Here is a 20,303-nt window from a genome sequence, read left to right as displayed (position 1 = left end):
ATGGTGGATTTAAAGTATTGTATTTTTATTTATTAACTCATCTAACGATTTAGGTATACCAAATTTAACTACTCCCAAATTACTTCCTCTATTATATAAGAAATTTTTTGCAAGCTCATTATTATCTGTACTTCATCTTAAACTTTGCTAGAAGCAAGGAAGTAATTTAACAGTCAGTGAAGGATGTGAGCCCTCCACAATGATTAGATTTTCACTTTTTTATATTTTTTCCGGAATTTTTGACAATCTCTTGAACTGTGCGAAATGTCACATCTGAATTTTACAACCTCTCTTATAGTAAGGGTATGTAAGAGAGACGTATTAAAGGAGTGAACAGTATGAAGAAGAAACCTTCAGCACTAATGAGACGTTTAAAATATTTTTCACCAATAGATCGTTATAACGATAATCATACACAAGAAACATATGAAGATCGCGAATGGGAGAATGTGTACAGAAAGCGTTGGCAGCACGATAAAGTAATTCGTTCTACACACGGCGTGAACTGTACTGGTTCATGTAGCTGGAATATATATGTGAAAGATGGAATTGTAACTTGGGAAGGACAAGAGCTTAACTATCCGACTACAGGTCCTGATATGCCTGATTTTGAACCGCGAGGATGTCCACGTGGAGCAAGTTTTTCTTGGTACATTTATAGCCCGCTTCGTGTGAAATATCCATATGTACGTGGTGTTCTTTGGAATATGTGGCAAGAAGAACTGCAAAATAACGAGTCACCATTAGACGCTTGGAAAAGCATTGTGGAAAACCCTGAAAAGGCACGTACGTATAAGCAGGCGCGTGGTAAAGGGGGATTCATTCGTGCGAATTGGGATGAAGTATTACAACTCGTTTCAGCTTCTTTACTATACACAGTAATGAAATACGGTCCAGACCGAAATGTTGGTTTCTCACCAATTCCAGCTATGTCGATGTTAAGTCATGCAGCTGGTAGTCGCTTTATGCAACTTATGGGGGGACCGATGCTTAGCTTCTATGATTGGTACGCAGATTTACCACCAGCTTCTCCGCAAATTTGGGGTGATCAAACAGATGTACCAGAAAGTAGTGATTGGTATAACTCTGGTTACATTATGACATGGGGTTCAAATGTACCGATGACGAGAACACCAGATGCTCACTTTTTAGCAGAGGTTCGATATAAAGGAACGAAAGTTGTTTCTGTAAGTCCTGATTTCGCTGAGTCTACAAAGTTTGCGGATGATTGGATTAGTGTGAAACAAGGTACAGACGGTGCACTGGCGATGGCAATGGGGCACGTAATCTTACAAGAATTTTACGTAGATAATCAAGTGGAATACTTCACAAAGTATGCGAAGCAATATACTGATTTTCCTTTCTTCGTCACATTGAAACAAAAAGGGAATCAATTCGTTGCAGATCGTTTCTTAAACGCTTCTGATATTGGACGCGAAACGAAGTTAGGAGAATGGAAACCTGTACTTTGGAACGAGAACACGAATGATTTTGCAACACCTCACGGCACAATGGGGTCACGTTGGGATAACGAAAAGAAATGGAACTTACGTTTAGAAGATGAAGAAACAGGTGAAAAGATTGAACCACGTCTATCTTTACTTGGAATGGAAGATAGTGTTGAAACGGTGCAAATTCCATACTTCTCTGATGACGGAAATACAATATTAGAACGTACAATTCCAGTGAAAAAGGTTATGACAGAAGAAGGCGAAGTGTTCGTTACAACTGTATACGACTTAACGTTAGCAAATTACGGTGTGAACCGAGGGCTTGGCGGACAAGAGCCGAAAGACTTCAATGATGATGTACCGTTTACTCCTGCTTGGCAAGAGAAAATGACAGGAGTGAAACGAGAGCTTGTTACTCAAATCGCTCGTGAGTTCGCACAAAATGCTGTTGATACAAATGGTCGCTCAATGATTATTGTCGGAGCTGGTATTAACCATTGGTTTAACTCTGATACGATTTATCGCGCCGTTTTAAATCTTGTTCTTCTCGTTGGGGCACAAGGTGTAAACGGCGGTGGTTGGGCGCATTACGTTGGTCAAGAGAAATTACGTCCAGCAGAAGGATGGCAAACAATCGCGATGGCAAAAGATTGGCAAGGGCCACCAAAATTACAAAACGGTACATCTTTCTTCTATTTCGTAACAGATCAATGGCGCTATGAAGATACACCAGTTGGACATTTAGCATCACCAGTGGAAGGCAACTCTCGTTATCAACATCACGGTGATTACAACGTATTAGCAGCGCGACTTGGCTGGTTACCTTCGTATCCGACATTCGAGAAAAATGGGATTGAATTATATAAAGAAGCTGTTGCTTCTGGTGCAACAACGCAAGAAGAAATCGGAAAATACGTTGCACAAAAATTAAAAGATAAAGAACTGAAATTTGCGATTGAAGATCCTGATAATAAAAATAACTTCCCGCGCAACTTATTCGTATGGCGTGCAAATTTAATTTCAAGTTCTGGTAAAGGGCATGAATATTTCTTGAAACATTTGTTAGGTACAACGAACGGATTAATGAATGACGATAGTGATTCGTTACGACCAGAAGAAATAAAGTGGCATGAAGAAGCACCAGAAGGGAAGTTAGATTTACTCATTAATTTAGATTTCCGTATGGCTGGAACAGCGCTTTATTCTGATATCGTCTTACCTGCTTCAACTTGGTATGAAAAGCATGATTTAAGTAGTACAGATATGCATCCATTTGTACATCCATTTAATCCAGCAATCGGTTCACCGTGGGAAGCACGCTCTGACTGGGACATTTTCACTTCTCTTTCTAAAGCTGTGTCTGATTTAGCGAAGAAAATAGATCTTGAACCAATGAAAGAAGTTGTTGCAACACCACTTCTTCACGATACACCACAAGAATTAGCGCAACCACTTGGCAAGATTAAAGATTGGAGCAAAGGTGAGTGTGAACCGATCCCAGGTAAAACGATGCCACAAATTCATGTTGTCGAAAGGGATTATAAAACGATTTATGACAAAATGACTGCGCTAGGACCAAATACCGGAAAACAGCCAATTGGTACGAAAGGGATTTCTTGGTCTGCGGAAAAAGAATATGAGCAATTAAAGAGCCGATTAGGAGTCGTTCGAACGGATTCTATTGCGAAAGGTTGCCCAGACATAAAAGAAGCAATTAATGCTGCTGAAGCGGTATTAACACTTTCTTCTACAACAAACGGTCATATGGCTGTAAAAGCATGGGAAGCACTTGAAAAACAAACGGATTTAAAACTACGTGATTTAGCAGAAGAACGTGAAGAAGAATGCTTCACATTCGAACAAATTACAGCGCAGCCGAAAACAGTAATTACTTCTCCAGCATTTACAGGTTCAGAAAAAGGTGGACGCCGTTATTCACCATTTACTACAAATGTAGAACGTCTCATTCCTTGGAGAACGATAACTGGTCGACAATCTTTCTATTTAGATCATGACATGATGAAAGAATTTGGTGAAACGATGGCAACATTTAAACCAATTCTGCAACATAAGCCGTTCCGTAAATCACGGCCTGAAGTAGAAGGGAAAGAAATTACTTTAAACTATTTAACACCACATAATAAGTGGTCAATTCATAGTATGTATTTCGATTCATTACCGATGTTAACGCTATTTAGAGGTGGTCCAACTGTTTGGATGAATAAAGAGGACGCTGCAGAAGCTGGCGTTGCAGATAATGATTGGATTGAGTGCTTTAACCGTAACGGAGTTGTTGTAGCACGTGCTGTTGTAACGCACCGTATACCAAGGGGAATGGCATTTATGCACCATGCACAAGATCGTCACATTAACGTGCCTGGTACGAAATTAACAAGCACCCGCGGAGGAACGCATAATAGTCCAACCCGTATTCATGTGAAACCGACACATATGATTGGTGGATATGGCCAATTAAGCTACGGATTTAACTATTATGGTCCAACAGGGAACCAGCGTGACTTAAACGTTGTAATTCGCAAACTGAAGGAGGTAGATTGGCTTGAAGATTAAAGCACAAGTCGGAATGGTAATGAACCTAGATAAATGCATCGGCTGCCATACTTGTAGTGTAACGTGCAAAAACACCTGGACAAATCGTCCAGGTGCTGAATATATGTACTTCAATAACGTAGAAACGAAACCGGGAATTGGTTATCCGAAGCAATGGGAAGATCAGGAGAAATATAAAGGCGGCTGGGAATTGAAAAATGGTGAAATTCAACTGAAATCCGGTTCAAAAATGAAGCGCCTTATGAATATTTTCCACAATCCAGATCAACCAACAATTGATGATTACTTTGAACCTTGGAACTATGATTATGAAACGTTAACAAATAGTCCGCAGCGTAAGCATCAGCCAGTTGCTCGTCCGAAATCAGCAATTACAGGTGAATTTATCGACAAAATTGAATGGGGTCCAAACTGGGAAGATGATTTAGCTGGCGGACATATAACAGGATTGCAAGACCCGAACGTAAAGAAAATGGAAGAAGAAATTAAAACGGATTTTGAAAATGTCTTTATGATGTATTTACCGCGCATATGCGAACACTGTATGAATCCATCTTGTGTATCTTCGTGTCCATCGGGTGCGATGTATAAACGTGAAGAAGATGGGATTGTCCTTGTAGATCAAAATGCATGTCGTGCTTGGAGATTTTGCGTATCTTCTTGTCCGTATAAAAAAGTGTATTTTAACTGGCAAACAAATAAAGCTGAAAAATGCACAATGTGCTTCCCGCGTATTGAAGCGGGTATGCCAACAATTTGTTCGGAAACATGTGTAGGACGTATTCGATATATTGGGGTAATGCTATATGACGCTGACAAAGTAAAAGAAGCGGCGTCTGTTGAAGATGAAAAAGATTTATATGAATCTCAGCTTACTGTTTTCCTAGATCCAAATGATCCAGAAGTAGCAGCTGAAGCGAAAAAACAAGGGATTCCTGAAGAATGGATTAAAGCGGCACAACAGTCACCAATCTATAAAATGATTATTGATTGGAAAATCGCTCTACCTCTTCATCCAGAGTATCGTACAATGCCGATGGTTTGGTATATCCCGCCGCTTAGCCCAATTATGAACATGGTGGAGGGGAAAGGTAGTAACTGGCAAGCAGAAGAGATTTTCCCTGCTATTGATAATATGCGTATTCCAATTCAATATTTAGCGAATTTACTCACTGCAGGAGATGAATCACATATTCGTCTTACATTGAAAAAAATGGCTGTTATGCGAACACATATGAGAGCATTGCAAATTAATAAAGAACCAAATGAATCGGTATTAAAAGAACTTGGCTTAACGAAACAAGATGTAGAAGATATGTATCGTCTTCTTGCTATCGCGAAATATAAAGATCGCTTCGTCATCCCGACATCTCACCGCGAGCAAGTTGCAGATTTATATAACGAACAAGGAAGCTGTGGTTTATCTTTCGCAGGTGGCCCAGGCTCTTGCACGACAATTTCTTAAATAATGGGGGCGGAAAAATATGAAACAAAGTTTACAAACTGCTTTTTCATGTTCTTCATTCCTTCTTTCCTATCCGGAACTCGGGTGGAGAGAAGCTTTAACTGAATTGCAAGAAGAGATTGAAGCGATTGAACAGGAAGACGTTAAAGCATCACTTACAGCATTTATAAAGCAAGCGCTGGATAAAATGGATGATCAATTAATTGACTGTTACGTATATACATTTGATTTTGGTAAAAAGACAAATATGTATTTAACTTATATGAACACCGGCGAACAAAGAGAAAGAGGTATTGAATTACTAGAGTTAAAGCAGCATTATAAAAAATCTGGTTTTGAAGTAACAGATAAAGAACTACCTGATTATTTACCGTTATTACTCGAGTTTTTTGCAAATGCAAATGAGCAAGACAGTGAACCAATTATGAGTAAATACAAGGAGAACATACAAGCATTACACGTTCAGTTAAAAGAAGCAGGTAGTATGTATGAACCGATTCTTGCGGCTGTTCTACTCGCTATCGATACATGGGGTGTACAGACAAATTAGAAAGGAGAGTTGTCAAAATGATGGATCAATTTCTATGGGTATTGTTTCCCTATATCATTTTTGCGATCTTTATCGGTGGACATATTTTCAGATACAACTATGATCAATTTGGATGGACATCAAAATCTAGTGAACTATTAGAAAAGAAAATGCTACGAATTGGAAGTCTATTATTCCACTTTGGGATCATGTTCGTAATTGGCGGTCATGTTATGGGGATTTTAATTCCAGAGGCTGTTTATCGTTCAATAGGTATTTCGGAGCATATGTATCACATAATAGCAATTAGTTTCGGACTTCCGGCAGGTATTGCTTCTATCATCGGTTTAATTATATTAACGTACCGCCGTGTAACAGTAAAACGCATCATTGCAACGAGTACAAAGGGAGATTATATTGCGCTTATTTTATTACTTATCGTAATGCTAGCAGGACTTTCTTCAACTTTTTTAAACATCGACTCAAAAGGGTTTGATTATCGTACAACGATCGGTCCGTGGTTCCGAAGTCTCTTTATTTTCCAACCGAAAGTTGAATATATGATGGAAGTGCCTGTATGGTTTAAAATTCATATTCTCGCAGGGATGGGGCTTTTCGCAGTATGGCCATTTACAAGACTAGTACATGTTTTTAGTGCCCCAATTAAATATTTAAGCCGTAGTTATGTGATTTACAGAAGACGTATTCCAAATGAATTGAAAAAATGATTTAGTTTTATATGTTTAGTAATTTATAAGGAAAGCCGAGATCTAATTGGAGACCTCGGCTTTCCTTATAGGTATAAGTATCTAAATAAGATGCTAATCAATACTACAAACAGAGGCAGAGCAATCTTCACATGCAATTTCACATTTTAAAAATTGTAAATCGTGGATTGTAATCTTTCCTTTATGAATAGAAATTGTGCCTTGCTTTTTTAATTCATTTAACATTCGATTTACACTTTCACGTGAAGTTGCACAGAAATTAGCAAGTTCTTGATTCGTTAATGGTAAATCGATGAGAATACCATTTTCCTTTAACACACCATAACTATTTGTCATTCGTATGAGAGTAGAATACAGGGCACCTTTTTTGCCGTGTAATACTAAATCTCGGAACTTCGTTTGCATTCTTCTTAAATGTTCACTAATCCATTTCATAAATTCAAATACAAGTGCGGGTTTTTGGAGTAATGCTTTTTCTAAGGTTTCACGCTTTATTACTCCTACTTCAACATCTTCAAGGCATTTTGAATTTAATAAATACTTCGCATTGTCCGTGAATAATGTTAATTCTCCAATAATGTCGTATGCCGAACAAATACGGAGTGTTAATTCTTGCCCGTCAGCACTTAGTTTACTAATTTGTACTTTTCCTGAGTGGATGATATAGAGTTCTGTTGCTTCCATACCTTCTTGAAAAATAAAACTCCCCTTTTTAATCTGCATTTTATATTCAACAGATGCAAGTAATTCCTTTAAATCTTGAGATAATGTCATACTGTTTGCCACAGCAATCACCTTTCTTCTTATAAGCAATACATTTCCTATTTTGAGTGTAAATATGCTGGAAATGCAAGAGCTATTTTAAAAATAAAGTGAAATTTCAATGACCGTAAGGAGGAGAGACTGAAGATGTGAACAAAATTCGAACGGATTTGTGAAAATTTTTTGAATGGGGAAAGTGATGTGAGAAATGTCACATTGAATATGTAGCTTCTTTTTTATAATAAAGGCAAATAAAAAATTGAAAACTTACTAAGGATTGCAGTAGAAAAGAAGGGATATAGATGCACGAGAAAATGAAAGATTCTTTAAAGCGGCCACTTCAAGATTTACGTATTTCAGTTATTGATCGTTGTAATTTTAGGTGCACATATTGTATGCCCGCTGAAGTGTTCGGACCTGATTACGCTTTTTTACAGGAAGAGTTTTTATTAACGTTCGATGAAATAGAAAGATTAGCACGATTATTTATAAGTATGGGAGTCAATAAAATTAGGCTTACTGGCGGTGAACCGTTATTGCGTAAAGACTTACCGCAGTTAATCGCAAGACTTGCAAAGATAGAAGGTTTAAAAGATATTGGGCTCACAACAAACGGTATTCATTTAGCAAAACAAGCTAAGGAGTTAAAAGACGCGGGATTAAAACGTGTAAATATTAGTTTAGATGCGATAGAGGATCACGTCTTCCAAAAAATCAATGGAAGAAATGTAAGTACAAAACCTGTATTAAAAGGAATTGAAGCAGCAAAGGCTGCAGGATTAGAAGTGAAAGTAAATATGGTCGTAAAAAAGGGAATGAATGATAGTCAAATCCTTTATATGGCTCGTTATTTTAAAGAACAAGAAATTCAGCTCCGCTTTATTGAGTTTATGGATGTAGGCAGTACGAACGGATGGAATTTTGAACAAGTTATTACGAAGGAACAATTAATAGAGAAGATTAATCGCGTATATCCGATTGAGCCTGTTCAACCTCGTTACTTTGGCGAAGTTGCGAAATTGTATCGATATGTAGGGAGCGATGCCGAAGTTGGATTTATTACTTCAGTATCTGAGTCATTTTGTTCTTCTTGTACGAGAGCTCGTATTTCGGCAGACGGCAAGTTTTATACGTGCTTATTTGGAGAAAAAGGAACGGATTTGCGAACGCTTCTTCGAGAAAATATTTCGGATGCCTCACTATTAAAAATTTTACAACATACATGGCGATATAGAACAGATCGATATTCAGATGAAAGAACGGTGGAAAGTACAAATAAACGTCCAAAAGTTGAAATGTCTTACATTGGCGGATAGTGAAAGGAGGATTCTCTATGCAAGAGCGATATTCAAGGCAAGTATTGTTTTCTGGAATTGGTGAAATGGGACAAAGAAAAATAAGAGAAAAGCAAGTGCTCCTAATCGGTGCGGGTGCACTAGGAGCTGCAAATGCGGAAGCGCTCGTTAGGATGGGAATTGGGAAATTGACAATTGCCGATCGTGACTACGTCGAATGGAGTAATTTACAGCGGCAACAGTTATATACAGAAGAAGATGCAAAGCAGTCTAAACCGAAAGCAATTGCAGCGGCAGAACATGTAAGAAAGATTAATTCTGAAGTGGAAATTGTACCAGTTGTAACGGATGTCACAATGCAAGAAATAGAAGAGTTAACAAAAGAAGTAGATCTCATATTAGATGCGACTGACAATTTTGATACGCGCCTACTTATAAATGACATCTCACAAAAAGAAAATATACCTTGGATATACGGAGGATGCATTGGAAGTTACGGTGTAACGTATACAATTCTTCCTGGGAAAACACCATGTTTTCGCTGTCTAATGGATCATCCTATGGGCGGTGCAACATGCGATACAGCCGGAATTATTCAGCCAGCTGTACAGATGGTTGTTGCGCACCAAGTGACAGAGGCGATGAAAATATTGGTGGATGATTATGAGTCGCTAAGAGGAACGATGTTATCATTTGATATTTGGAACAATCAATATCTCTCATTAAAAGTAAATAGACAGAAAAAAAGTACATGTCCATCTTGTGGGAAATCACGAACGTATCCAAGTTTAACATTTGAAGCACAAATGAAAACGGAAGTGTTATGCGGACGGAATACAGTTCAAATCCGTTCAGGAATAAAGAGAAATCTTAATTTAAACGAAATTCAAAAACGATTACAAAAAAGTGTACATGTCCAAAAAACGCCTTACTTACTATCATTTCTAATTGATGAATATCGTTTCGTTTTATTTACAGACGGTAGGGCATTTATTCATGGAACAAATGATGTGAAAATAGCAAAACGATTATACGCAAAATATATAGGATGAACAGAAAGAACGTTGCCCCTTATTAAAACGAGGTGAAAAAGAATGTTAGCAAAGCGTATACCAATTCCGGTGGCAGAAGCAGTGGCACGTGTAATGAAATACGCTCATCAAGGTGAAATAGAAGAGGTTTCTCTTATAGAAAGTTACGGAAGAATTCTTGGAGAAGATGTTATTGCAGATCATGATGTCCCTCATTTTGATCGCTCTCCATACGACGGGTTTGCGATTCGAGCAGAAGATACAAAAGAAGCAAGTAGCAGTAATCCCATTCTGTTTGAAGTGATTGGTGAAATTGGAGCCGGTTTTGTTTTTACAGAAGAAGTGAAAGCATTTCAAGCTGTCCGTATTATGACAGGAGCCGCAATTCCAAAAGGGTGTAATGCGGTTGTTATGTTAGAGCTAACGGAAGGATTTGAAGAAAAAGAAAAGACGTATATGAAATTAAAACGCTCCTTCGCCGCCGGTGATAACATTTCTTTTAAAGGTGAAGATGTAAAACAAAATACCATCCTTGTGAAAAAAGGGACTGTTATTAACCCTGGAGTAGTGGCGCTTCTTTCTACGTTTGGTTATAGTACCGTTTACGTTGTAAAACAGCCGGTTATCGGAATTGTAACGACAGGAAGTGAACTGCTTGAAGTACATGAACAATTAAAGCCAGGGAAGATTCGAAATAGTAACTCCTATATGATAGCTGCTCAAGTTGAACGAGCGGGCGGAGTTGTACAGTATTATGGACAATTCGCTGACGATTTTGAGACGTGTTATAACACTGTGAAAAAAGCGATAAAAGAAGTCGATATTTTAATTACAACTGGTGGCGTTTCGGTAGGAGACTATGACTATTTACCTGCTATTTATGAGAGATTACGAGCTAATGTACTTTTCAACAAAATAGCGATGCGACCAGGAAGTGTGACAACTGTAGCTGAGCTAGAAGGAAAACTATTATTTGGTCTATCTGGTAATCCTTCAGCTTGTTATGTCGGTTGTGAATTATATGTTCGGCCAGTCATTGGAACATATTTGCATAGAAAAGATTCGCACGTATATCGTGCAGAGGCAATATTACAGAAAGACTTTCTGAAAGCAAACCCATTTACTCGTTTTGTACGAGGGAAAGTGGAAATTGTAGATGGAACATTGCAAGCTACACCAGTTGGTTTAGACAAATCTAGTGCAATTTCTTCACTTGCAGAGGCGAATGCATGTATCGTCCTGCCGGGAGGAACGAGAGGATTTAAAGCAGGAATAACTGTCTCGGTACTGTTATTAGAATCAAGCGCCGGAAGTGAGTGGACGTGGGAAGGACAGTTTCGATCATACAAATAATAGAAAAATAGATTGCTAACTTATACAAAGATAAGAGGTGCAAGATGACACATACGTATTATGAAGTAATTGATACACCTATTTCAATTGAAGAAGTTACAAACAAAGTAATTCGTCGTGAATGTGGCGCAGTTGCGACTTTCATTGGTACTGTTAGAGAATTTACGAAAGGCCGTCGTACGCTATATTTAGAGTATGTAGCATATAAGTCAATGGCGGAGAAACAGCTTAAGAGAATTGGCACCGAAGTAGGAGAGAAGTGGCCTGGGACAAATGTCGCCATTACACATCGCATTGGTACATTACAAATTTCTGATCTTGCTGTTGTCGTCGCTGTTTCTACACCACACCGGAAAGCTGCCTATGAGGCGAACGAATATATTATGGAGCGTATAAAACAAATGGTTCCAATATGGAAGAAAGAGTTTTGGGAAGATGGTGAGTCATGGATAGGTGATCAGTTAGAGAAGGTAGCGTATGCAAATGGTGAGCCTAGAAAGGAGATGAGAATATGATTGAAGTACTATTATTTGCACATTTACAAGAAGAAGTAAGTAAGTCAGCATTACACATAGATTGTGAAAATATTACGGTTGCTGAACTAAAGGAAGTCCTTATTACGAAATACAACGTAGCAATTTCAAGTGAGATAATGGTCGCTATCAATGAAGAGTATGCAAATGAGGATGATATCATTCAAACTGGCGATGTCATAGCAATGATTCCGCCAGTAAGTGGTGGTTGATTCTTTTCAGCCTAATCATGTTAGGACGTGATTAGGCTGGAGGGAATGAATATAACTATGCATACATAGGAGGGAACAGGATGAAAGGTCCTAATTTTCAATTAAGTTTACAAACTTCTAATCTAGTTATCGGTTTTATGGTATGGGTTATTTTATCATCATTAATGCCTTATATTAAAGCGGATATTCCATTAACTGCGGGACAAATTTCTATGGTAACAGCAGTACCGGTTATTTTAGGTTCTGTTCTTCGCATTCCAATTGGTTATTGGACAAATCGTTTCGGAGCAAGAAAATTATTCTTTATTAGTTTTATTCTATTATTATTTCCTGTCTTTTATATTAGTGTTGCCAATTCAATGATGGATTTAATTATTGGTGGCTTATTCGTCGGAATCGGTGGGGCCGTATTCTCCGTAGGGGTAACTTCTTTACCGAAATACTTTCCGAAAGAGAGTCACGGTTTTGTAAATGGTATTTACGGTGTCGGTAACGCCGGAACAGCAATTACTTCGTTTTTAGCACCTGTCATTGCAACTTCAGTTGGCTGGAGAACGACAGTACAGTGTTATTTAGTTTTACTTGCAGCATTTGCACTTATGAACTTTTTATTAGGTGATCGTAAGGAGAAAAAGGTGAATACACCATTAATGGAACAAATAAAAGGTGTATATAAAAATGAAAAACTTTGGTTTTTATGTATCTTTTACTTTTTAACATTCGGATCATTTGTCGCATTTACAGTATACTTACCAAACTTTTTAGTATCTCACTTCGGATTAGAAAAAGTAGATGCAGGTATGCGGACAGCCGGATTCATCGTATTAGCAACAATGATGCGTCCGATTGGTGGTTGGCTTGGTGATAAGTTTAACCCGTTTAAAATATTAATCTTCGTATTTATCGGTTTAACACTTTCAGGTATTATTTTATCATTTATGCCTAGTATGAACGTGTATACATTTGGTTGCCTACTAGTCGCATTTTGCGCAGGTATTGGTAATGGTACAATCTTCAAACTCGTTCCAATGTATTTCTCAGAACAAGCTGGTATTGTAAATGGACTCGTTTCAGCTTTAGGCGGACTAGGAGGGTTCTTCCCACCCCTAATTTTAACTTTACTATTCCAACTAACAGGTCATTATGCAATTGGATTTATGGCATTATCAGAAGTCGCACTTGCTTGTTTAATCATTACAGTATGGATGTATAGTCAAGAAAAGCTGTTAGTGATGTTAAAGAATCATTAATAAAGAAAAAGAACCCTCCTAAAGTAATCTAGGAGGGTTCTTTTAGTAATAGGCTTCGATATGTTTTTTATTGCTAGCTTAACAAACACTTGTATTCTAAAATAATGTGGTTTAAAAATGAAAAACAGAAGTTTTATGGAATTTTATGTTAAAATATAGATATCAGATGTTATTCAATTAAAGGGTTAGTTAAAGAAATTTTAAATCTCTTCCAAAGATCGAACTAATTTTTAGCATACAAATATTTAATCGGATCGGGGGTGTTTAGATGAAAAAGTTATATAAGTCTACTCAAGATAAACAAGTATCAGGTGTATTAGGTGGCTTAAGCGATAAGTATGGAATTGATGTAAGTATCCTTCGTATAGTAACTGCATTATCAGCCTTTTTTACTAGCGGATTTACAGTGTTACTTTATATAATAGCTGCAATTGTTTTGCCTACAGATAAAGAAATTAAGAGATAAATGTATGAACTCAAATAATGGGACCTTTAACAGAACAAGTAGATAAAGGCATTCCGCCTCTTATACGACTAGGATATGAGAAAAGAACTTCCACTGACGTGAGTCATAGCTGTAGGAGTGGCAATTATTTGTTTAATAATAAAAAGAACAAACGTCTTTAAAAAACGTTTGTCCAAATTAAATTACGATTTATGTGTACGAGAAAGCTTTTTTATAAGTTTAGGAAACATAGATGTTAGTTCTTGCTTCATACGCTTTGTAAACGATGGATCTTTACCTGAGGTTGAAATCGTTACAACATATTCATCATATCGAATGATACCCGGTGTGTGAAACGATGATTCTGTACCGTCACTTACAACGTTAACCCATTGAAAATCAAGTGCGGCTTGTTTGACCATCATATTTATATCATGTTGATTTGTAGCTGCATAAATAAGATGAGCATCTTTAATATCATCATCACTAAAAGTTTTTTGCTTCCAAGTAATATAAGGCAGTTCTTTCAATTCCTCGCAAATTTCTGGGCTGATAATGGTGACAAAAGCGCCTGTATCTTTTAATCCAGACGCTTTTCGATATGCGATTTTACCTCCACCAATGATAACGACCACTTTTTTATTTAGATTAAACATAAGAGGGTACATGTTATACATACACACATTCCTCCATTCGTTCTAATAATGTTAACTTCATATATGTATCAAACTGAAGGCAGTTACAAGTCGTAACGTGATCATATTTTTTTGTATGCAATTTAATTTTTTGAAGCAACAATCCGGTAAAGAGAAGGTACGGCATGACATATACATGGGGCGCAGTCGATGTTATAGCCTTGAGATCAGCAGTAAAAGAGGGCTCTCCTTTCGTTAAAAAGGAGCACGATACTTGCATACCGAGTTTTCGTTCGACAGCTGCTCCGATTTGTTGTAACTCATGTATCGGCTGTGGATCACTGCTACCTCGTCCTACGAGTAAAATACTACTATCTTGCATTGGCATAGTTTCACGTATTCTTTTCACTACAAGTTCCACCATATGTGGATGCGTACTAAAAGGTGGTACAACTGAAAATGTTATTTGTGGATATTTCTTTTGTAGTTGCTCTATTTCAAAAGGAATATCACGTTTATAGTGAGCTGCTGCAAATAATAAAACAGGTACAATCATTATTTCAGTTGATCCCTCCAGTATCGCTTCTGTAACTGCATCAGAAATGGTAGGTGTCGTTAGCTCTAGAAAAGCTATTTTTTGAATTCTTTCGTTACGTTCTTTCATAACAGATTGAATAAAGTGAATGAATTGTTCGTTCCCTTCTTGTAAGCGACTCCCGTGTCCAACATATACAATTCCTTTCATCGTACCACCAAATCTTTCTTCATAATCATGTCTTGTAATTGCTCATCTACATTATGAAATCCGACTTTATTCGCATAGTGTAAAGTTGGAATGTCGGTATACGAGAAGGGGAGAGTAAGAATATCGATAAAGCCAAGGCGCTTTACTTCTGATAGAAACGTATCAATTGAAGCACGGCCGTCAAACACAATGCTATCCCATGAGAATTCAGAAAGCATACGAGAATGGACTTCATCGAAACGATGATCAATTGTATACGCATGAGTCATCATATATGACCCGGCACCAATTTTCTCTTGAATAAAAGCAATCCGATTAATATTTCGTCCTAAATAAATAGTAGTATCGGAAGAGAACTCTGCTTGTTTACTTAGTAGCCCATATTGCATCAGTTTTTCTTGAGTGGCAACGTTCAAATATTGCAGTTGCGCCTGTAAGGAACGAATATCTTTCTGATGTTTACTACATGATCGCATCAATATTTCTACACTTTCAGCTGAACAAAAAACAAGGCGATCAACGTTAAAAATTTCATTGATTTGTTCAAATGTTAATGTGTATTCTTCCTTTTTGAAAGTTGGAATTTGATATATTTCTGCACCGGCTTCTTGTAACTTTTGCACCATTGAACTTGTTTTATTTGTTGCGGATGCAAATAAAACTTTTTTACCATGCAATGGTTTACGTTCTTTCCAAGCGATTTGATCCCGTAAGGAAACGACATCACCAACAATTGTCATGGATGGATTAGAAATATTTTCGTTTTTGACGATAGAAACAATGCTTGAAAGTGTACCTGTGACGACGCGTTGTTTACCAGTTGTACCCCATTCAATGACTGCTACTGGCGTATTGTCTTTCTTTCCTGCTTGTAGTAAGGTTTCACAAATTGTAGGTAAGTTTTTTATACCCATGTAGTAGGCGATAGTGTCGCTATTGTGAGATGAATTATATTTTCCATGATCGGTTAAAGGACCTTTTGCATGCCCAGTTAATAAAGTGACGCTATTACTGTAGTTACGGTGGGTGAGGGGGATACCTGCATAGCTACTAGCGGCGATGCTAGATGTAATACCTGGTACAATTTCATATGGAACGTTCACTGCTGCTAAAGTTTCTGCTTCTTCACCAACGCGGCCAAAAATAGATGGATCTCCGCCCTTTAAGCGGACAACGATTTTTCCTTCTTTCGCAAATTGAAGGAGGTGGGCGTTAATCATTTCTTGTCGCATAGTATGATTCTTTGGCATTTTTCCGCAATAAATAAGTTCACATGTTTCTTTTGTATAACTAAGAAAGAAAGGGTTTAATAAACGGTCATATAAAACGATATCTGCACGCTTTAAACAATCTATCGCTTTCTTTGTAATAAGCCCTTCATCACCTGGTCCTGCACCAACTAAATATACATATCCGTTCATAATCGCACCTCTTCTATTTTTATGTAAAAGGAAGCCAGGGGGAGGCTTCCTTTTTTAAAAATTACATGTATATATAAATGTCACCCTTAATAACTTCTACTTCATAAGTTTGAATACAACCGTCATCAGGTTTTTGAACTTCACCTGTTAGTAATGAAATTTTCCAATCATGCAGTGGACAAAAGACGAATTCACCAGATACAATTCCTTCTGCTAACGGTCCGTTTTTATGAGGACAACGATTTTCTACAGCTCGAATATCGCCATTTGAAAGACGGAATAGGGCGATAGACATACCTTTCATTTGCACCTCTTTACCGATTTGTATAGGAAGGTCTTCTGCACACATAACTTTTATTTTTTCTTTCGTTTGTATCATTTAAATCACAGCTCCTTATTTCACAGTTTCTACTTCATACATCGCTTTTAATGACTTAATTTCTAGTGCTTGTCCCCACGCTTCCGTATATGTGCTACGAGCTGTTTGGAAGCGTTCATTTAGCGTAGTAACCATACTTGTATCTTGCAGTATTTCTTTTATGTGATCGAAGCCTAAACGTTCTGTCCAGTAAGCAGTACGCTCTCCGTAAATACCAGTTTCACGATAATATTGCATGTAAGCTGTAGCGATGCGAAGGACATCATCTTCAGTAGGCACGATCATTACAAAATCAGCTTCGCGTACTTCTGTACCACCATTTCCACCAATATAAAGTTGGTATCCATTTTCGACACATACAACGCCAAAATCTTTCGTCAGTACTTCCGCACAGTTACGTGGACAGCCCGTTACTCCCATCTTCATTTTATGGGGTGTATCTACCATTTCTAATGATTGTTCAAGTAACATACCAAGTCCTAATGAATCTTTCGTGCCGAAACGGCAGAAGCGAGAACCAACACATGATTTTACATTACGAAGCGATTTTGAATACGCATATCCCGAAGTCATATGTAAGTCAGCCCATACGTTAGGTAAATCTTGTTTTTTAACACCATATAAGCCGATTCGGCTCGCACCTGTAATTTTCACAAGAGGAACATCGTACTTTTTCGCAACTTCAGCAATTTTCATTAAATCATCTGCTGTTGTAACACCACCGTACATACGTGGAATAACAGAGAATGTACCATCGTGCTGAATGTTCCCGTTCATTCTTTCATTAACGAAACGGGACGCTTTATCATCTTCATATTCTTCTGGAATCGCCATCCGTAAGTAGTAATTTAAAGCAGGGCGACATTTTGAACAGCCATCTTCATGTACAAAACGAAGAACATTTCGTACTTCTTTTGGAGATTTTAAACCTTTCTCGTGAATGGCGGCTACGACTTCATCACGTGATAAAGTTGTACATCCGCACATACCAGCAGACTGCGCGGAAGCATCAAAAGCATCTCCGAGTGTATGAGATAAAACTTGCTCCACAAGCGGACGACATTTACCACAAGATCCTGCGGCTTTCGTGCATCCTTTTACTTCTTCAAAAGTAGTTAACTCTTGCTCTAAAATGGCATGAACGATTGTACCTTTCGTAACACCATTACATCCACAAATCGTGTCATCTGCACTCATTGTAGCAACGTCAAGTTCACTTTCTTCACCAGCTTTGTGAAGAAGGGAAGCGGCTGTATATTCTTGTATATCTTCTTCTTTCTTTAACATGCTAAAGAGGCGTGTACCGTCAGCTGTGTCACCATATAAAACGATACCGACGACTTTATTATCACGAATTAATACTTTTTTATAGGAACGTTTACATTCATCAAAGATTGAAATTGCTTTCGTTTGATCATCTTCATAAATTTGGCCAGCAGAGAATAAATCACAACCAGCAACTTTTAATTGCGTACCAACGATACTGCCCATATATCCATTCGTTTGTAAATTCGTTATATGTTTTGCTAATATTGTGCCTTGTTCATAAAGAGGGGCAACAAGTCCATATGCGATACCATCATGTTCTGCGCATTCGCCAACTGCATAAATGGCTTCATCATTTGTTAGCATATAGTCATTGACTACAATGCCGCGATTGACAATGAGACCAGCATCTCTGGCTATTTTCGTATTTGGTCGTATTCCGACAGCCATTACGATTAAATCACAATCTACAACTTCACCATCTTCAAATTGAATGCCAGCAACATAGTCTGTACCAAGAATTTTTACAGTTTTCTTTTCCATTAAAAACTTCATGCCTTGCGCTTCTAAATCTTCACGCAATAAAGAAGCTGCTTTCGTATCTAGTTGTTGCTCCATTAAGTTTGGCATTAAATGAACAACATGCACGTCCATTCCTAAGTCAATTAGACCTCTTGCGGCTTCTAAACCGAGTAACCCGCCACCAATGACAACGGCCTTTTTCTTTTCTTTAGCGGTATCTATCATAAATTGTGTATCTTCAATAGTTCGAAATCCTGTTACACCAGGAAGAGTGGAACCTTCAACAGGTAAAATAAAAGCACTAGAACCTGTTGCAATAATGAGCTTGTCATATGTAAGAGTACGATTCTTTTCTGTAATGATAATTTTTTCTTCTCGGTTAATACTTTGAACTCTTTCGTTTGTGTATAAAGTTATTTCGTTTTCTTCGTACCAACTATATTCATTCATAATGATATCTTGCATATTTGTTTTGCCTTGTAAAACATGAGAGAGCATAATACGGTTGTAGTTTGGATGCGGTTCATCTCCAAAAATAGTAATCTCATATGAATCACTATCATGTTTTAATATTTCTTCCATACAGCGTATGCCAGCCATACCATTTCCGATCATAACTAAACGTTTTTTCATTTTCGTTTCCCCTTTTTATGTGAAATGTTGAACAAAGGATTATATTTCTATTATAGAAAATCAAAAAAGCGGGAGATGTGATATTTATCACATTTCTATAATGATTCACAAATTATTAAAATTCGGGTTAATGTGAAGGGGAGAAGTGTGGATGTTATTCACGTAATGAAAAAGCAGGACATGAGTAGAAATACTCATGTCCTGCTTTTATTTATGCTCTCGTAATTGCACGTGGAAATAAAATATTATTTTCTAAATGAATATGCTCAAATAAATCAGACTCTAGCGCTTCAAGACGTTGATAAACAAGTCGATAAGTGCCGCAAGCTCCTTCTGGAGGAGTAAAGTCATTTGTCACTTTACGAAGTTCTTTTATAATATTTCCGGCATGATTGTGCTCATTTTCTAGTTCATCTACTACTTTACGTAATTTTGCATAGTTTTCATCAGTTGGATTTTGTTCAAATTCTAAAATTAATGGAAAATCTTCTGTTTCTTCTTTAATTAAATGCTGTTCTAATTCCATTTTAAGTTCATGAAACAGCTTATGAATTTGAGCTAAATGAGGCTGATTTGCTCCATGAACGCGTAATACTTTCGTCACATATGGACTTAACTGCGGTAACTCTTCATTTAAATAACGATGATGCTTATTAATTACATAATCAATCAATTCGCGATAAGAAGCATTTTTCCAATCAATTTCAGATTCATTTAATAGTTTCGTATTATGATAAAGCGTATTTAACTCTGTAATTACTTCAGAAGCTGATAAATTTCTTTCATGAATTGCATCAATAAGTGGCTTATTACCACCGCAACAAAAATCTATTCTATACGATTTAAAAAGATCACTAGCTTTCGGAAATTGTGTAACAATCTCACCAACAATTGAAGTTTCAGTAAATGTATGTTCCATATGAATGCCTCCATAAAGTTTAAATGTAATATCTAAATTAAGAATAGCGATAAATGAAAAACAATGTGGTGATTGAAATCACTTATAATGTGTCAGTTTTGAGAATAATAGGAGTGTTATAAACGGAAGAGAGAGGAGGTAATTAGTCGCAATACTAT

The 20,303-nt window shown here is 37.3% G+C and carries 18 protein-coding genes; 11 read left to right on the top strand and 7 right to left on the bottom strand.

Features of this window, described 5'->3' with window-relative positions:
• Positions 1 to 338: 338 nt before the first annotated feature.
• From ILT06_RS19000 to narI, 4 genes are read left to right on the top strand one after another with little or no spacing between them, the layout of a single operon-like run.
• A complete protein-coding gene (locus tag ILT06_RS19000) occupies positions 339 to 4,022 on the top strand; it encodes a nitrate reductase subunit alpha (RefSeq protein WP_222655367.1) in 3,684 nt (1,227 codons plus the stop codon).
• Complete coding sequence (gene narH, locus ILT06_RS18995) at positions 4,012 to 5,487, top strand: nitrate reductase subunit beta (RefSeq protein ID WP_048561721.1); 1,476 nt, start codon at positions 4,012 to 4,014, stop codon at positions 5,485 to 5,487. The genes ILT06_RS19000 and narH overlap by 11 nt, the downstream gene beginning before the upstream one ends.
• A 19-nt stretch (positions 5,488 to 5,506) precedes the next feature.
• Entirely contained in the window at positions 5,507 to 6,037 is a 531-nt protein-coding gene (gene narJ / locus ILT06_RS18990; protein ID WP_000814221.1) for a nitrate reductase molybdenum cofactor assembly chaperone, read from the top strand.
• Positions 6,038 to 6,054: 17 nt separating this feature from the next.
• The gene (narI, locus tag ILT06_RS18985) at positions 6,055 to 6,744 is read left to right on the top strand and encodes a respiratory nitrate reductase subunit gamma (RefSeq protein WP_000969205.1); all 690 of its coding nucleotides are present in this window, start codon (positions 6,055 to 6,057) and stop codon (positions 6,742 to 6,744) included.
• Between the two features lie 93 nt (positions 6,745 to 6,837).
• Here the strand turns inward: narI and ILT06_RS18980 are convergent, their stop codons facing one another.
• Complete coding sequence (locus ILT06_RS18980) at positions 6,838 to 7,530, bottom strand: Crp/Fnr family transcriptional regulator (protein ID WP_000013863.1); 693 nt, start codon at positions 7,528 to 7,530, stop codon at positions 6,838 to 6,840.
• A 278-nt stretch (positions 7,531 to 7,808) separates the two neighbouring features.
• Here ILT06_RS18980 and moaA point away from each other — a divergent pair, with 278 nt between their 5' ends.
• The 7 genes from moaA to ILT06_RS18945 all read left to right on the top strand — a co-directional run bounded on the left by moaA (position 7,809) and on the right by ILT06_RS18945 (position 13,646).
• Positions 7,809 to 8,822: a GTP 3',8-cyclase MoaA gene (moaA, locus tag ILT06_RS18975; protein ID WP_064473976.1), complete on the top strand. Its 1,014-nt coding sequence runs from the start codon at positions 7,809 to 7,811 to the stop codon at positions 8,820 to 8,822.
• A 17-nt stretch (positions 8,823 to 8,839) separates the two neighbouring features.
• Positions 8,840 to 9,853, top strand: a complete 1,014-nt coding sequence (locus tag ILT06_RS18970) for a molybdopterin-synthase adenylyltransferase MoeB (protein WP_064473975.1) — start codon at positions 8,840 to 8,842, stop codon at positions 9,851 to 9,853.
• A 42-nt stretch (positions 9,854 to 9,895) separates the two neighbouring features.
• Positions 9,896 to 11,185: a molybdopterin molybdotransferase MoeA gene (locus ILT06_RS18965; RefSeq protein ID WP_064473974.1), complete on the top strand. Its 1,290-nt coding sequence runs from the start codon at positions 9,896 to 9,898 to the stop codon at positions 11,183 to 11,185.
• Between the two features lie 44 nt (positions 11,186 to 11,229).
• Entirely contained in the window at positions 11,230 to 11,700 is a 471-nt protein-coding gene (locus ILT06_RS18960) for a molybdenum cofactor biosynthesis protein MoaE (protein ID WP_064473973.1), read from the top strand.
• Positions 11,697 to 11,930 carry a molybdopterin converting factor subunit 1 gene (gene moaD, locus ILT06_RS18955; RefSeq protein WP_000573685.1) on the top strand — a complete coding sequence of 78 codons (234 nt, stop codon included), beginning with the start codon at positions 11,697 to 11,699 and terminating at the stop codon, positions 11,928 to 11,930. The genes ILT06_RS18960 and moaD overlap by 4 nt, the downstream gene beginning before the upstream one ends.
• Positions 11,931 to 12,010: 80 nt before the next feature.
• Positions 12,011 to 13,180, top strand: coding sequence for a nitrate transporter NarK (gene narK / locus ILT06_RS18950; RefSeq protein ID WP_000678171.1), 1,170 nt, complete (start codon positions 12,011 to 12,013; stop codon positions 13,178 to 13,180).
• A 268-nt stretch (positions 13,181 to 13,448) separates the two neighbouring features.
• On the top strand, positions 13,449 to 13,646 hold the full coding sequence (locus ILT06_RS18945; protein ID WP_064473971.1) for a PspC domain-containing protein: 198 nt from the start codon (positions 13,449 to 13,451) through the stop codon (positions 13,644 to 13,646).
• A 182-nt stretch (positions 13,647 to 13,828) separates the two neighbouring features.
• Here the strand turns inward: ILT06_RS18945 and ILT06_RS18940 are convergent, their stop codons facing one another.
• From ILT06_RS18940 to ric, 6 genes are all read right to left on the bottom strand, one after another.
• Positions 13,829 to 14,302: a precorrin-2 dehydrogenase gene (locus ILT06_RS18940; protein WP_149173278.1), complete on the bottom strand. Its 474-nt coding sequence runs from the start codon at positions 14,300 to 14,302 to the stop codon at positions 13,829 to 13,831.
• The gene (locus ILT06_RS18935; RefSeq protein WP_088046620.1) at positions 14,295 to 15,005 is read right to left on the bottom strand and encodes a sirohydrochlorin chelatase; all 711 of its coding nucleotides are present in this window, start codon (positions 15,003 to 15,005) and stop codon (positions 14,295 to 14,297) included. Before ILT06_RS18935 ends, ILT06_RS18940 begins: the two co-directional genes overlap by 8 nt.
• Positions 15,002 to 16,426 carry a uroporphyrin-III C-methyltransferase gene (locus tag ILT06_RS18930; RefSeq protein ID WP_088046621.1) on the bottom strand — a complete coding sequence of 475 codons (1,425 nt, stop codon included), beginning with the start codon at positions 16,424 to 16,426 and terminating at the stop codon, positions 15,002 to 15,004. Before ILT06_RS18930 ends, ILT06_RS18935 begins: the two co-directional genes overlap by 4 nt.
• Before the next feature lie 61 nt (positions 16,427 to 16,487).
• Positions 16,488 to 16,805, bottom strand: a complete 318-nt coding sequence (gene nirD / locus ILT06_RS18925; protein WP_064473966.1) for a nitrite reductase small subunit NirD — start codon at positions 16,803 to 16,805, stop codon at positions 16,488 to 16,490.
• A 15-nt stretch (positions 16,806 to 16,820) separates the two neighbouring features.
• A complete protein-coding gene (gene nirB / locus ILT06_RS18920) occupies positions 16,821 to 19,226 on the bottom strand; it encodes an NADPH-nitrite reductase large subunit (RefSeq protein WP_088046622.1) in 2,406 nt (801 codons plus the stop codon).
• Between the two features lie 211 nt (positions 19,227 to 19,437).
• On the bottom strand, positions 19,438 to 20,145 hold the full coding sequence (gene ric, locus ILT06_RS18915; protein ID WP_088046623.1) for an iron-sulfur cluster repair di-iron protein: 708 nt from the start codon (positions 20,143 to 20,145) through the stop codon (positions 19,438 to 19,440).
• Positions 20,146 to 20,303: the final 158 nt, after the last annotated feature.

Origin of the sequence: Bacillus sp. 17RED48 (assembly GCF_019837545.1) — a bacterium.
Classification (GTDB): Bacteria; Bacillota; Bacilli; order Bacillales; family Bacillaceae_G; genus Bacillus_A; species Bacillus_A wiedmannii.
This window is presented reverse-complemented; position numbering and strand designations above follow the sequence as displayed.